Genomic DNA, 15,328 nt, shown 5'->3' on the forward strand with positions numbered 1-15,328 from the left:
TTGCTCCCTTCCCTATTTATTGAGCAGTAAGTACAATACAAAAAGACAGAGATCATTCAATAGAGCAGCATGGAGGATGTTGTATGCATATCGTCACCATCTCAGAAATGAAAGAGCTGGAGACCCGGGCCGATAAAGAATATGGCCTGACTTCAGAGATCCTCATGAGCAACGCAGGGAGAAGCGCCGCCGAGCTCTTTGAGGCAAATCTGCTCCCCACACATAAACTTAAAGGGCTCAAGGTACTCTTCCTGATTGGTCCCGGTAACAATGGCGGGGATGGACTGGTAATGGCCAGTCACCTGGAAAAGGAAGGGGCTCTGATTAGCCTGTATTACTGGAAAGAACATAAGCTGGTCGTGCAGGGTACCCGCAGGCCGGATGAGGTGGTCGATGAGACTCTGGCGGAACAGATTCAACGGGCAGACTATATCATCGACGCATTGCTGGGTACGGGACGCTCACGTCCCCTGCCCGATGATATGCGCGCCCTGCTGGCCCGGGTAAAAGATGAACGCGCCCGCCGCGCCGATCTGCGCCTGGTAGCGATAGACCTTCCGACCGGCCTTAATGCGGATACCGGTGAGGTCGATCCGGGTAGCATCGCCATGGACACAACGATTACGCTGGCCTGCCCCAAACAGGGCTTCTTCTTCTTTCCGGGCCGCGATTATATCGGCGATTTAGAGGTAGGCGATATTGGCTTACCAGCGGCGTTAGAGAGCCAGCTACAGACAGATATGCTGACAGGTCAACAGGTACACAAACTCCTGCCTGAACGACCGCTCAATAGCAATAAAGGGACCTTTGGTAAGGTGATGTTGCTCTGTGGCTCACTACCCTATCCCGGCTCGGCTTACCTGGCGGGCAGTTCGGCCGCCAGGGTGGGGGCAGGTCTGATTACGCTGGCCGTGACCGAGAAGATGCTGTCCTTCTACGCCAGTTCTTTCCATGAGGCGACCTTCACCATTTTACCCGAAGAGAACGCGGAGAGCTACGAGCGCGCCAAGGCATTGATTGACAAGCTCGAAGGCTATAAAGCCCTGCTGATCGGACCCGGCCTGGGACAGTCATCCAACACACGCGAGGTCATTCTACAGGTCCTTGAGCATCTGCGTTCACTACCGGATGAGACACGTCCCCACCTGGTTATCGACGCCGATGGATTAAATAACCTCTCGGCGCTGGAACGCTGGTGGACCCTGCTGCCAAAGGATACTGTGATTACCCCTCATCCTGGTGAGATGGGCCGTCTCTGCAAGGGCGTCAAGGTGTCCGGCGGCAACATTGAGCGACTGGAACTAGCGCGCACCAAAGCCAGAGAGTGGCAGGTCAACCTGCTCTTGAAGGGCTCCTGTACCATTCTGGTCGATCCGGAGGGACGTACACGCATCAACTGGTGGGGCAATCCGGCCCTGGCTACCGCGGGCACTGGCGATGTTCTGGCGGGCATGATTAGCGGTTTCCTGGCCCAGGGAGTGCAGCCATTTGACGCGGCCAGCGCCGCGGTCTACCTCCATACGGCGGCCGCGGACCTGGTGAACCAGAACATGCACATTGGACGCGCAGGACTGCTGGCCTCGGACCTGCTGCCCAACATTCCCATCTCCCTGGTAGATACTGCACACGCCAAAATGTAGCCAAAAATGATGACAGAGGTACCGGCTATGTGTCTAACATAATACGGTACCTCTGCAAAAAAGACGCGGGCACGTCAGCGCCCGCGTCTTTTTATGTTGAAAAGCTTACTGAGCAACAGCCGTTTCAGCCGCGTCAACAACGTTGACTGTGATCTTTGGCTCTAGTTGAGGCGCAATTCTCACAGGAACGGTGAAAGAACCTAACGCACGGATAGGCTCGGAAAGTGCAATAACGCGGCGATCGACGGTGACGTTTTCAGCGTCGCGCAGGGCAGCAGCGATATCCTGGCTCGTGATTGAACCATAGAGGCGGCCCTGGGTGCCAACTTTAGCTTTGAAGGTAAGTGAAACTTCGCCCAATCGCTCAGCCAGCTGCCGATTGGATTCGGCCTGCTTCTCCATTCTGCGCTGTTCGGCGGCAACACGCTGAGAACGGTTAGCGATTAAACCTGGGGTTGCTCCTGCAGCCAAACGGCGCGGCAAGAGGTAGTTTCGGGCATAACCATTAGCAACCTCTTTCAGATCACCAACTTTTCCCAAACCTTCAACATCTTGTAAAAGAATAACTTTCATTAAATTAAGCTCCTCATAGAGGGGGGCAAGAACCCGACTTCCTCCTCACGCAATTATACGCATGATAGTATACACCTTGAGGTAAATGAAAGCAAGCCTCCCAACAAACGTCCTTCGAATGCGCGCTCATGTGCCCTTTATGTGTTGTGATGGTGCATCGGGTGCGCGCATGCGCACCCGATGCACCATCACAACACACACGTGCGGCCGCGTAGCGGACGCGCGTGTGGGGGCGCGTAGCGGACGCGCGTGTGGGGGCGCGTAGCGGACGCGCGTGTGGGGGCGCGTAGCGGACGCGCGTGTGGGGGCGCGTAGCGGACGCGCGTGTGGGGGCGCGTAGCGGACGCGCGTGTGGGGGCGCGTAGCGGACGCGCGTGTGGGGGCGCGTAGCGGACGCGCGTGTGGGGGGCGCGTAGCGGACGCGCGTGTGGGGGCGCGTAGCGGACGCGCGTCCGCTACGCGCCCCCACGATGACGAGAATCAAATACGCGCTAACACAATGAGCGGTAAAAGAGTTATACTATTTACGTTGAAATAATTTCATCCCAACCCGATACAATATAGCGAAACCGGTCAGAATTTGAAGCTCATGGCTGTGATGTGAGGGCGAGGCATATCCGCTGTATGCCTAGCTTCATAGATCATTATAGGTAAGAAGAAGCACCAGCTTTCATAAAAAGGCTTTCTCCCCTATAATGACAGCTAAACGTGGCCAGTATTATTCCGACGACGAGAACTCATCTATCACAAAGGATTTATCATATGAATATCGAAGGTACTTACACCTTGCAGGCCTCCCCGCAGGAGGTCTGGCGCTGTCTGACAGATCGGGAAATCCTTGGCGCTACCATTCCGGGGCTGCAACAGGTTAAGCAGGTCAGTCCCAGTATCTATGACATTACGCTCACGATGAGCAACCGTCTATTAGCAGGTTCCCATCACGGCGTGATGACGCTCTCTGAACAGCAGTATCCCTATCACTATCGCCTGACCTTTACCAGTGATGGCGAGACGAATTTAAGTGGAGTGGGTAGTATCCATCTGCATGAGCGAGAGCATAAAACGATCGTGGCCTATAAAGGAACGCTTACAATCAATAAATCTGCCGGCAAACTGACGCCAGCCTTGATCAAGGGGGCCATCAAACATTTTATCCAGCAGTATTTCCAACACCTGTCCGAGTATCTGCGTTCAAACGTCCACACAGCGTCGGCAAACCAGGTTGAAGACCATCAGTATGCAGGCATGAACCATGGCGATGTGATCGTCATCCCGCGAAAAACCAGTCCACTGGAGGCTCCGCTTCCCGATACGCTGGCGGCCAGAATTGTGCATCTGCTTCGCCTGGGGGCGCGCAATCCACGGGCACAAATACAGTGGGAACAGCGTATCCGTAGAACGGGGACCATTACAGGCCTGGCTATTCTGGTCTGGGTGGGCACACGCCTCCCGCGACGGCGGCGTTAATGCATGGGCGACGAGAGATCAAGCGTCGATAATTGAGCGCAGACGCGATTTCCAGCCATTATCGTCATCATTTGAGGACTGCGTATTCTCGACCACCCAGCTGCGTGTTCCATCAGCGGCACGCGCTGGCGCCGGACGAGTCTGGCGCGGTTCTTTTGTTAACAGATTGCGCAGCGCCGTCTGGGCCGCCTTGCGCACATCTAAAACCGGATCGGTGAGCAGGGCGCTGATCGGTTCGACCGCAGACTGTACACCTAAACGACCCAGGGCTCGGGTACTGGCCGCGCGCTCATCGGAGGTGAGTGCCTGCAATAATGGGAGCAGGTCGCCGGAGAGTTGGGTCAGAGAAAGATCCGCGATCAGGCGCAGCAAGCGATTGCGCCGCATGGGATGCTTGACCATTACCAGGGCCGCCCGGCAATCAGCGATCACCTGCGCGCGGTTCACAATCTGCCCCTGCGCTTTGGCCTCCGCGATCGCCATCTCAGGTGAGAGCGTCGCGTTCCCGCGTAGAAATGGCTCAATCCAATGCGCGACCAGGTCCACCTCGCCATTCATCTCGTGTAACTGGAGGATCTCGTGATAGTGCAGGTCCAGCCAGCGATACAGGGCCAGCGTTACCTCCGCGTCGCGAGCCGCGTACGCAACCATCGCCGGAGGCAGTGGACGCCGGGTCCAGTCGGTGCGCTGCAGGCTTTTATCCAGGTGATAGCCAAAGGCCCGTTGGAGCATCGCGGCCAGTGAGGACTCATGCTGCCCGAAGATAGAGCGGCACGTCGCCTCCAGGTCATAATAGTGGGCAACCCGTAGTTCGCGTTCGGCCATTACACGCATGTCAGCACCAGCACCGTGCAGAAGCACGGCAATCTCGGCATTACCAAGCACATCCATTAGTGACGAGAGGTCCGCCAGGCGAAGCGCATCCACGACGAAGCAGTGCTTCTCAATCGCTAATTGCAGAAGAGCCAGACGAGGGATATTTGAAACGACATCACCCTGTGAGCGCGAACGTACCTGGGTAAATTCCGCGTCTACCGCCACCACACCAGACTGCTTGAGCAAGTTGACCGCGTGCGATAGTTGCGCAGGGCGATCAACCCAGAAACGCTCTCCACGTGGCGGCAGCTTGCCTGGCGGGGGTGTAGGACCCAGGTAACCGTGTAAGTTTTCCAGGTTCTCTAAATCTGTTAGTGGTGAATTATCACTCAATGAATTACCATTCTGATTTCTAAAAGCATGATAGACATGGTGTGTACTCTACACTATACCATACTTCACACCGCTAGTCCAGTTACAATGCTCCAATAGCATTGAAGTATATGTAATATCATCAAATAACGCAAATATTCATAAGGGGTGTTCCTCGCTCCCTTGGATGCCTGCGGCCGCTTGACAGCGGCAAAGCCAGCATATATAATTGCGCCACATTGCCACATTTAGGAAGTTACATGTCAGACGTTACAAAACGAACCGAATTTATTCTGCAAGAACTGATGGTCCATGGGCGCGTGCTGGCCGAAGACCTGAGCCAGCGTCTCCATGTTAATTCCTCTACTATACGACGCGACCTTGAGAAACTGGAGCGTCAGCAGCTTTTACGCCGCGTGCATGGCGGCGCGGTGCCGCTGGATACGCCCTCCTACAGCACATACGCCGGCGAGCTTACATTCCAGAAAAATATGCACAAGCTGGTGGAAGAGAAGAATCGCATCGCCACCGCCGCGCTCCAATTTATTCAACCAGGCGATACGCTGGCGCTTTCTCCGGGCACCACGACCACCCACCTGGCGCGCCAGATCCGCCGCGCGCAGATTCCCGATCTGACAGTGGTCACCAATGCCGTCAATATTGCGATGGAGCTGGCCCAGGTGCCAGGATTAACGGTCACGCTCACCGGCGGCTTCCTGCTCTCCGATTTCTTTGCGCTAGTGGGTCCGATGGCCGAACAGAGCTTGAGCCAGATGTTTGTCGGCAAAGCTTTTATCGGCGTGACCGGCATCAACGCGGCCTATGGTCTTACCGGTCCCAATCAACTGGAAGCGCTGACACATAAGAAGACTATTGAGCGCGCCCAGCAAACGATCGTGCTGGCCGATCATTCAAAGTTGGGACAGGTCGCGCTACACGCCATCGCCCCTATCTCGGCCGTACATACCTTGATTACAGATGGCGCCGCCCCGGCTCAGCCTGTACAGGACATAAAGGACGCCGGCGTCGCGGTGACGCTGGCCTGAACCCTATTCACCATCCCCACCGGTTCTTCCTTCAGATCCCTTGATTGTGATATTATCCAGGTAATCCACTCTCAGTGGAGATGCTGCACCGCGCACCATGACTTTTTTTGCTGGCACATTCATGCATAATTTTTTGCACGAATGTGCATTGACGCGACGCGTTTCGTGCAGTATACTGTTAGTAAAGACAAAAAACACACAGGAAAAAAGTTACTGGAGGACAGTAAAGTGAAAGTACTTGTACCAGGTGGTGCCGGATATATCGGTTCGCATACAGTACGTGAGCTGGTTGCGCGCAACCACGAAGTCATTGCCCTGGATACACTGGAAAACGGCAATCGGGCCGCGCTGCTGGGGCAACCTCTGATCAGAGGCAGCATCGATGATGCGGAACTGCTAGATAAAATTTTTGAGCAGGAGAAACCTGACGCGGTAATCCATTTCGCGGCTTATAAAGCGCCGGGCGAATCTATGACGCAGCCTGCTAAATACTTTCGCAATAACGTCAGCGGCACGCTGACCTTGCTCGAAGCCATGCAGCGCCATTCGTGCAACTATATCATCTTCTCTTCGAGCTGCTCGATCTTTGGTACCCCCAAAACCTGCCGGTGACGGAGGATGCTCCTTTCGGTCCTGAGAGCGTCTATGGTGAAACCAAGCTGATGGTTGAAACCATGCTGCGCTGGCTCGATAAGACGACTTCGTTGAAATCAACCAGCCTGCGCTACTTTAACGCGTCGGGCGCCTCGCTGGATAATAAGATCGGCGAGGACTGGCGTATCACCGGCAACCTGATTCCCCTGGTGATGAAGGCCGCGGTGGGCAAGACGGAATCGGTGAAGATCTTTGGCACCGACTATCCTACGCCCGACGGGACGGCGATCCGCGATTATATCCACGTGGTCGATCTGGCGACCGCCCATGTGCAGGCGCTGGAATCACTGGCGAAGACCAATCAAAGCACCGCCTACAATCTCGGTACCGGCGTCGGCAGTAGCGTCAAAGAAGTTGTCGATACTGCCAAACGTATCAGTGGCGTTGATTTCAAGGTTGAGCTGGAACCCAGACGTGCCGGAGATCCAGTGGCGATCTGGGCCGATAGCAGCAAGGCACAGAGCGAATTGAACTGGAAACCACAATACACCCTGGAAGATATCGTGCGTACCGCCTGGAAATGGCATAGCACACATCCAAATGGTTATACTGAGGAGCAGTAATGAGCGAGACAACTTTTCCCCGGCAGACCCGGTGGGAAGAGCGCTGGCACCCACTCCGCGAGGAGTGGGTGGTCATCGCCGCGCATCGCCAGGATCGTCCATGGATTGGAGAGACCGTTTCGATCGCCGATCAAGAGATACCGGCGTACCAGGCAGATTGTTATCTCTGCCCTGGCAATAGCCGTGTCTCAGGCGCGCGCAATCCCGATTATACAGGCGTCTATGTCTTTGATAATGATCATCCCTGCGTGGGCCTCAATGCGCCGGAAGAGCCGCCAGCGCCCCCATATCCCTACCGTGTACGCCCGGCACGTGGACTGGCCCGCGTCATCTGTTATAGCCCCGCCCACAATCTGACCCTGGCGGAGATGGCGCTCCCTAATATCGAAGAAGTTGTTTCTATGTGGCAGGCACAGACTCGTGAGCTCCAGCAAGTGCCGGGCATCAAACACCTTCTCTTCTTTGAGAACCGGGGCGAGGTGGTCGGCGTCTCCAATCCACATCCACATGGGCAGATCTATGCCACCAATTTCGTCTTTAAATCCATCGAGACCGAACTTTTCGCGGCTCAGCGCTATCAGATTGAGACCGGACAACATCTCTTTAGTACGATCATATCAGCCGAGCAGAGCGACGGCAGACGTGTTCTTTATGAAGATGAGCATAGCATCGCCTTTGTCCCTTACTTTGCCCGCTACGCCTATGAGGTCTATGTAGCACCCAAGCGCCGCGTGCCGTATGTCTCGGATCTCAATGAACAGGAAGTCGTTTCGCTGGCGCGCGCGCTCAAGAACGTGACGGTGCGCTTTGATAACCTGTGGCAGATGCCTTTCCCTTATGTGATGGCCCTGCACCAGGCCCCCAATGATGGTGACTACGGGACGTATCATTTCTTTATCGCCTTCCATCCTCCTCTGCGCCAGCCCAGCCGGCTCAAATACCTGGCCGGACCCGAGATCGGTGGTGGCAATTTCATCAGCGATACGCTGCCAGAGGAAAAGGCCGCCGAATTGCTCCAGCAGGCCACCGTGCATTATCGTGAGCAGAGCAAAAGGAATGAGCTATCATGATTCGTGCCGCTAATGAACTTTTGAGCATGATTCGCCAGATACACGCCGCTATCCGCAATGAGGTCGTAGCGACCTGCGAACGCGACTCGTTGAACGCGTTAAGCGAGATTGTGGCCGATCAGGCTGGCGATACAATCTTCGCTATCGACCGTGTCTCCGAACAGGTCCTGCTCCAACATTTTGAGCAGTTGGGCACCCGCTGGTCTTTTGTCCTGGTGGCCGAGGGATTGGGGGAAGACGGGCTGATGGTTTTTCCGCCCGAAACCGATCCAGCACAGGCTGAACTGGTCATCATCATTGATCCCATCGATGGCACGCGTGGCCTGATGTATCAGAAGCGCGCCGCCTGGATTCTGACTGGCGTAGCCCCCAATCGGGGCGCGTCCACCAATCTTTCAGATATAGAGCTGGCAGTGCAGACTGAGATTCCCCTGGTAAAGCAGCACCTGAGCGATTGTCTGTGGGCCTTCGCCGGGCAGCCGGCTCAGGGTGAGCGTTATAATCGCCTCACCGGCGAGAGCATGCCACTACATCCTCAACCATCGCAGGCTCAAACTATCGCCCAGGGCTATGGTAACATCTCACGCTTCTTTCCAGGTGTGCGAGCCGAGCTGGCCGCCATCGATGATGAATTGATCCTGCGCACGCTGGGACCCGCCGCGGCCGGTAAAGTGCAGGCATTTGAAGACCAGTACATCAGCAGCGGTGGACAGCTCTATGAATTAATGATGGGGCACGATCGCTGGGTGGCGGATCTGCGTCCACTGGCCGAGCCGCTGCTGGCTGCGCGCGGGCAGGCATCCGGCCTCTGCTGCCATCCCTATGATCTCTGTACCGAGCTAATCGCGCGCCAGCTGGGCATCATCATCACCAACGAACATGGCGAACAGCTTAGTGCCCCCCTGGACGTCTCAACCGATATGTCCTGGATCGGCTATGCGAACAGCGCCATTCATGAGCAGATCGCCCCCACGTTGAAAACATTGCTGGCACAACATTTCACGCCAAAATCGTCGTCGTAGGTGCCGGGCTTGCCCCGGCTTAACAAATGGGCAATGAAAGGAGTCACTCCTCTATGTGGCATTATCAGTCGGGCCAGTCCGCCACAGATATAGAACGTCTGCTGACACAACTCAACACCCAGGAGACAGATTTCTTCGCGCCAGATAAGCCGCTCCTGGTAGCGCGCGCCCCCGGTCGCCTGGATCTGATGGGAGGCATCGCCGATTACTCCGGCTCGCTGGTGCTTGAGATGCCGCTGGCGGTAGCGACCCTGGCCGCCATCCAACCTACTGATGATCCAAGCATCACAGTCTGCAGCACGGCGGCCAGCGAAATTTCGGGGCAGTCCATGGTCAGTCTGCCGCTCAGCAGTCTACAACGTGACGACAAGCCACTTGACTATAATGAAGCCCGGCTCCTGCTCAATAGCGATCCAGCGACCTCGTGGGCGGCCTATGTTATCGGCGTGGTAGTCATTTTGCAGCGGGAACGGCAGTTGAACCTGAGCGGCGGCCTGCGCATCATGATCCACTGCGAGGTCCCCATCGGCAAAGGGGTCAGCTCTTCGGCCGCCCTGGAGGTCGCGGTAATGCAGGCCCTCAACGCACATTATCAACTGCAAATCAGTGGACGCGAGATGGCGATTCTATGCCAGAGGGTCGAGAATCTGATCGTGGGCGCCCCCTGTGGCGTAATGGACCAGATGACGGCGGCCTGCGGCGAGGACAATAGCCTGCTGGCCCTGCTCTGTCAGCCCGCGGAGCTACAGGGATCGGTACCGCTGCCCGAGAATGTTGAGATCTGGGGCATAGACTCAGGGGTGCGTCACTCCGTTTCTGGCGCGGACTATGGCTCGGTACGCATCGGCGCCTTTATGGGCTACCGCATGATCGCCGGCCTGCGTGGCTTTTCCGCTACTGCACAGACCGACACAACCGTCGCGATCGATGATCCCGACTGGCAGGGCTACCTGGCCAATATCACCCCCTCGCTGTGGGAAAGCCGCTACCGCGATCAGCTTCCTCTGACCATCCAGGGGGCGGACTTTCTGGCACGCTATGGAGGCACTACGGATGCCGTCACACGCATCGATCCCGACCACAACTACGCAGTACGCCAGCCAACGGCCCATCCTATCTATGAGCATCACCGCGTACGGCTCTTCCGTGCCCTTTTACAGGACAGCTCCGCCAGCGATGAGCAGTTAAGCCTGCTGGGAGAGCTGATGTATCAATCCCATGTCAGCTACAGCGCCTGTGGATTGGGCTCGAGCGGTACCGATCGCCTGGTTGAGCTGGTGCGCGAGGCTGGAACCGCCTCCGGACTCTATGGGGCCAAGATCACCGGTGGCGGCAGCGGCGGCACCGTGGCCATCCTGGCCCGCCTCCATGCCGACGAACAGATTCAGAGATTGGCGACACGCTACGAGCACGAAACAGGCTTAAAAACCACCATTCTGCGCGGCTCATCACCCGGCGCCTCCGCCTGGGGTACCCGTGAGTTGCGCCATGGTTAACCGGCCGGGGTCGCACCGACCTGAAGCTCTCCGAAGGAGCCGCGCGCCCTCTGCGCTCCTCAATCGGGAGGTGCAGGAGAGCAGCGAACCCTCTGCGCTCCTCAATCGGGAGGTGCAGGAGGGCGGCTAGCCCTCCTGCCGGGGTGCGGACGAGCATGCTGGGAGCATGCTCAAGTCCCCGCCCATTCTTTCTCCTTCTCGCCCGCGTAGCGGGCGAACAATTTATCAAACGAAGTTTGACAAAGCACTATGGGATGGGATCGCAAGCCGGGGCGGGCCCGGCACCTACTTGTACACGGTACAATGTACATGTTAAACTGAGGCCGTCAAATTGCAATGCTGTTTTTCCGATAAAGATAAATAAGGAAAGTGACTTTGATGCTTCAAGATATTTTAGCTCACAATGAGCGATTCCTTCAGCAAACAACGCTGCCCCACGTTGGACATGCTCCGAGCAAACATACGGCGGTAGTTACGTGTATGGATTGTCGCCTGGTCAACATGTTTGAGCCCGCCCTGGGTCTGGAGCGCGGTGATGTGCTGGAACTGCGCACGGCTGGCGCCACTATCTCATCACCCGAACGCGCTACGGCGGACAACGATCTGATCCGTTCTCTGGCCGGTGGCGTCTACTTGCTGGGGGTACGCCAGGTCTTCGTGGTCGGACACACCGAATGCGGCCTCTCGAAAGTCGACCCGACGGCTCTGACGTCATCTATGCAGGCGCAGGGAGTCGATCCACAACAATTGATCCAGCAATACAACCTTAAGGATGCCAATGGGCTGGTTGACTGGATCGGTGCCTTTAAGGATGTACATCTCAATGTACAAGAAGTGGTTGACGTTATTCGCCAGAGCCCCTTCTTGCCCCAGATTCCAGTTTATGGACTTGTCATCGACATCAATACAGGCAAATTAACCGTTGTCGACGATGGAAGTAAAGCGAAGGCGTAAATTTCATCTTTTTGTGTGTGGTGGTGCAACAGGGGCGCGGATGCGCCCCTGTTGCACCACCACACACAAAAACTGTGTATTTTTCGCATGTGGTACAATGCGGGTAATCACTGACCCCTGTGCCATGATTACCCGGGGTTATTTCAGGAGTCACGTACTGCAAGAGTCCATAGGTGAAAGTACGTGCTCTTTATTATGTTCCAAACCTTATACTCCGCTCCTTTGCATATGAGGGGCGGTCAGGCGGAGAAAGGACTCCTAAACGAATGGCAAACAAGACACCAATTACAGTGGCCCACGGTGATGGTATCGGGCCTGAAATTATGGATGCGACCCTCCATATTATCGAGGCGGCGGGCGCCCAGATTGATCCTGAAACCATCGAAGTTGGTGAAAAGGTCTATCTACGTGGCATCAGCGCCGGTATCGAGCCCAGCGCGTGGGAATCGCTGCGCCGCACCAAGGTCTTCCTCAAAGCTCCTATCACTACGCCACAGGGCGGAGGCTATAAGAGCCTGAACGTGACAACACGCACCACCTTCGGCCTCTACGCCAACGTCCGTCCCTGCGTCTCCTATCATCCATTTGTCGATACCAAGCATCCTGTCATGGATGTGGTAATCATTCGTGAAAATGAAGAGGATACGTACACCGGTATCGAGTATCGCCAGACGAATGACATGATGGAGTCGCTGAAGCTGATCAGCCGTCCCGGCTCAGAGAGGATCATTCGCTACGCCTTTGAATATGCGCGCGCCAATAATCGCAAAAAAGTCACCTGCTTCATGAAAGACAACATCATGAAGATTACCGATGGCCTCTTCCACAAGGTCTTTGACGAGATCGCCAAAGAGTATCCCGATATCGAGAATGAGAGCTGGATCGTCGATATCGGTTCCGCCAAGCTGGCCGATACCCCTGAGGCCTTCGACGTGGTGGTGATGCCAAACCTGTATGGTGATATCCTGTCTGACGTGGCGGCTCAGATCGCCGGCTCGGTTGGACTCGCCGGCTCGGCCAACATCGGTGAGCAGTGCGCGATGTTCGAGGCTATCCATGGTTCAGCTCCCCGTCGCGCCGGACAGAACCTGGCCAATCCTTCTGGCCTGCTGCTGGCCGCGGTGATGATGCTGGTCCATATCGATCAGCCTGAGGTCGCGACCCGCGTGCACAACGCCTGGCTGCGCACGATGGAGGATGGTATCCATACCTACGACATCTTTGAAGAAGGCGTCAGCAAGCAGAAGGTTGGCACGAGAGAATTTGCCGAGGCCGTGATTGCGCGCCTGGGACAGGAGCCTCGGACCCTGAAGGCGGTGCACTATGTTTCCGCTCCCAAACAGGAAAGCCGTGAGCAGATCGAGCGCCAGCGCATCGTGAGCAAGAAAGAGTTGGTTGGCGTAGATGTCTTCCTGGATTGGGACGAGCATGATACCGAGAAGCTGGCCAGCCTTCTGCGGCAGGCCAACGGTGATGGCCTCGAATTGAAGCTGATCACCAACCGTGGAGCGCGCGTCTGGCCCAATGGTCTCCCCGAGACCTTTACGACCGACCACTGGCGCAGCCGCTTCCTGGGCAACGGCACCATCAACCACGCTCAGATCACTTCGTTGCTCCAGCGCATCAGTGAGAGCGGCCTGGACTTCATCAAAATCGAGAACCTCTACGACTTTGATGGACAGCCCGGCTACTCATCCGTTTCCGGCGCTTAAGCGTCAAAAAGACATCAAAAGAGGGGACAGGGTTGATCGGCCCTGTCCCCTCTTTTTGACCGATCATGCGAAGATGGCGTTGCGAATGCTTATTTCGAGCGGAGAATAATCACTGTCGCCGCGCTGTAAATTCAAACGCTCTTTCAATGGTGCTGTGCGATTGCACATAAAACGCGGCACGCCAGAATGATTTTGCGATGATGCGTGATACAAAAATGGATGGCAGAGGATCACATCGCCGGGCGCGCCTGTCGTATCAACTACACGCAGATCCGCGCCATCATCGTGAACGGTTTGCTCCATAAAATATGCGATGCGGTTCTGGATAGTCTGCGTCTTCCCAGTCAGTTCCGCCAACCAGGGATGGGTGGAGGCGCACATTCCGATGGCCTCATTTAGCTCCAGGCCTTCAGGATGTTGTTGAAGAAACCGCGCCACCAGCTTATGTGAGCCCTCCGCGACCACAGTACCTCCCCCATGCGGCCCCACCTCTGAAAAGATACAGAGAGTTAGCAATCCCTGCTCAGGACTATCAACAAAGTGACGAAAATGAATACCGTCCCAATGCCACCCGGTGGCAGGAACATCCCACGGCTTATCCGCACCGGCCGCAAAGTTAACCGGCCACCATCCCCATCCAGAAGTATTCGTGCGCCGCCTGCCGCTATTGAGAAGATCATCCATCGCGCCCGCCAGGCGCTCGGTAGCACATTGCTGGAAGACGGAATCATTGTAGTTTTCGTTGATGCGTATCATCGGCCTCGTCCAGGTGGTCGGATCGTCCTTGCGCACACCGTCGCGTTCCGCCAACCTCTGCCAGAGATATTCCTGAGCCTTCAAGGCCTGCTTACGGGGGAAAGCTTCCTCGACAACCGCATAGCCACACTCGATAAATTGATCTACCTGCGCTGAAGATAGTACATTAAGTCCCATCGTAGTACCTTACTTTTGTAAATAGCGACTTCTACAAAATAGAAAGCCAATAGCTTCTTTTACATGTATGTATAGAGCATACCATCTTTTGTCAGGCGCGATCAACGAGTATCATGGCTGCATTCTCATGAGACAGCCTGTCCATCAACTCAAAAAGTATCATTGTATGTCATGTTGCGATATACTGTCGTATGGTACAATGGAGACGTTATTGCCTTCGTATTAGTCATTGCCAGAAAAAAGTGAATATTTATATGCAGACCCATACCTATAAAAATTCGACCAGTTTCTTGCTGATCCTGGTCTGCGCCTTTATGCTATTTTTGAGCGCCTGTGGTGGCTCCAGCAGTCCAGCTAAAACCAAGCAGCCAGCTACTACCCCTACAGCTACCACAGTTGCCAGTACAAAGCTTCTCAACGGGCCGCTGGTATATGTCGCGCTCGGAGCTTCAGACGCGGTCGGGGTAGGAAGTCAGCAGCCAGGATCCCAGGGCTATGTCCCTTTGATTTCTGACCGCCTGCCCAGGGGATCGCACATGATTAACCTGGGCGTCAGCGGGATCCACCTGCATGAAGCGTTGACCAAAGAGCTTCCATTGGCCCTGAACACCGATCCGCAGCTGATTACGATCTGGCTGGTCACCAACGACTTTATTGCCGGGGTCCCTTACAATGACTATATGCACGATCTTGATTCCATGCTCCAGCAGTTGCACTCACAGACCCAGGCCCGCATGGTTATGGCCAACCTGCCAGATCTGACGCGCCTCCCTGCTTTCGCGCGTAACAGCGCCGCACAGAAAACACAGATGCGGTCCCAGATCCAGCGCTGGAATGCCAGCATTGCCAGCCTGGCGCATAAATATGGCGTTACGCTGGTTGACCTTACTGCTGAAAATAGCCTGCTCACCTCACACCCTGAGTATATCAGTGGCGACGGCTTCCATCCCAGCGCCGCCGGCTATGTACAGCTCTCAAATCTCTTCTGGCAGGCCATCAAATCCTGATTA

General features: G+C 55.7%; 12 protein-coding genes and 1 pseudogene. 10 read left to right on the forward strand and 3 right to left on the reverse strand.

The window, feature by feature from the left end; all coding sequences use genetic code 11:
- Nucleotides 1-83 precede the first annotated feature (83 nt).
- Nucleotides 84-1,640, forward strand: coding sequence for an NAD(P)H-hydrate dehydratase (locus AABA21_RS20700; RefSeq protein WP_338253354.1), 1,557 nt, complete (start codon nt 84-86; stop codon nt 1,638-1,640).
- Nucleotides 1,641-1,745: 105 nt separating this feature from the next.
- Here AABA21_RS20700 and rplI read toward each other — a convergent pair whose 3' ends face one another.
- Entirely contained in the window at nt 1,746-2,213 is a 468-nt protein-coding gene (rplI, locus tag AABA21_RS20705; RefSeq protein ID WP_338253355.1) for a 50S ribosomal protein L9, read from the reverse strand.
- A 762-nt stretch (nt 2,214-2,975) separates the two neighbouring features.
- On the opposite strand from rplI, the gene AABA21_RS20710 reads away from it, so the two are divergent.
- Nucleotides 2,976-3,680: an SRPBCC family protein gene (locus AABA21_RS20710; protein WP_338253356.1), complete on the forward strand. Its 705-nt coding sequence runs from the start codon at nt 2,976-2,978 to the stop codon at nt 3,678-3,680.
- A gap of 18 nt (nt 3,681-3,698) precedes the next feature.
- Here AABA21_RS20710 and AABA21_RS20715 read toward each other — a convergent pair whose 3' ends face one another.
- Entirely contained in the window at nt 3,699-4,889 is a 1,191-nt protein-coding gene (locus AABA21_RS20715) for a hypothetical protein (protein WP_338253357.1), read from the reverse strand.
- Between the two features lie 239 nt (nt 4,890-5,128).
- Here AABA21_RS20715 and AABA21_RS20720 point away from each other — a divergent pair, with 239 nt between their 5' ends.
- The 7 genes and pseudogenes from AABA21_RS20720 to AABA21_RS20750 all read left to right on the forward strand — a co-directional run bounded on the left by AABA21_RS20720 (nt 5,129) and on the right by AABA21_RS20750 (nt 13,385).
- The gene (locus tag AABA21_RS20720; protein ID WP_338253358.1) at nt 5,129-5,914 is read left to right on the forward strand and encodes a DeoR/GlpR family DNA-binding transcription regulator; all 786 of its coding nucleotides are present in this window, start codon (nt 5,129-5,131) and stop codon (nt 5,912-5,914) included.
- A gap of 228 nt (nt 5,915-6,142) precedes the next feature.
- Nucleotides 6,143-7,131, forward strand: a pseudogene (galE, locus tag AABA21_RS20725) (UDP-glucose 4-epimerase GalE).
- Nucleotides 7,131-8,201 carry a galactose-1-phosphate uridylyltransferase gene (gene galT, locus AABA21_RS20730; RefSeq protein WP_338253359.1) on the forward strand — a complete coding sequence of 357 codons (1,071 nt, stop codon included), beginning with the start codon at nt 7,131-7,133 and terminating at the stop codon, nt 8,199-8,201. The pseudogene galE and the gene galT overlap by 1 nt, the downstream one beginning before the upstream one ends.
- A complete protein-coding gene (locus AABA21_RS20735) occupies nt 8,198-9,223 on the forward strand; it encodes an FIG domain-containing protein (RefSeq protein ID WP_338253360.1) in 1,026 nt (341 codons plus the stop codon). Before galT ends, AABA21_RS20735 begins: the two co-directional genes overlap by 4 nt.
- A 53-nt stretch (nt 9,224-9,276) precedes the next feature.
- Entirely contained in the window at nt 9,277-10,719 is a 1,443-nt protein-coding gene (locus tag AABA21_RS20740) for a galactokinase (protein WP_338253361.1), read from the forward strand.
- A 378-nt stretch (nt 10,720-11,097) separates the two neighbouring features.
- Nucleotides 11,098-11,673, forward strand: a complete 576-nt coding sequence (locus AABA21_RS20745) for a beta-class carbonic anhydrase (protein WP_338253362.1) — start codon at nt 11,098-11,100, stop codon at nt 11,671-11,673.
- 266 nt (nt 11,674-11,939) lie between these two features.
- A complete protein-coding gene (locus AABA21_RS20750) occupies nt 11,940-13,385 on the forward strand; it encodes an NADP-dependent isocitrate dehydrogenase (RefSeq protein ID WP_338253363.1) in 1,446 nt (481 codons plus the stop codon).
- Nucleotides 13,386-13,448: 63 nt separating this feature from the next.
- On the opposite strand, the gene AABA21_RS20755 is transcribed toward AABA21_RS20750, so the two are convergent.
- Nucleotides 13,449-14,318, reverse strand: a complete 870-nt coding sequence (locus tag AABA21_RS20755) for a phytanoyl-CoA dioxygenase family protein (protein WP_338253364.1) — start codon at nt 14,316-14,318, stop codon at nt 13,449-13,451.
- Between the two features lie 254 nt (nt 14,319-14,572).
- On the opposite strand from AABA21_RS20755, the gene AABA21_RS20760 reads away from it, so the two are divergent.
- Entirely contained in the window at nt 14,573-15,325 is a 753-nt protein-coding gene (locus tag AABA21_RS20760) for an SGNH/GDSL hydrolase family protein (protein WP_338253365.1), read from the forward strand.
- Nucleotides 15,326-15,328 lie beyond the last annotated feature (3 nt).

Source organism: Dictyobacter halimunensis, assembly GCF_036245075.1.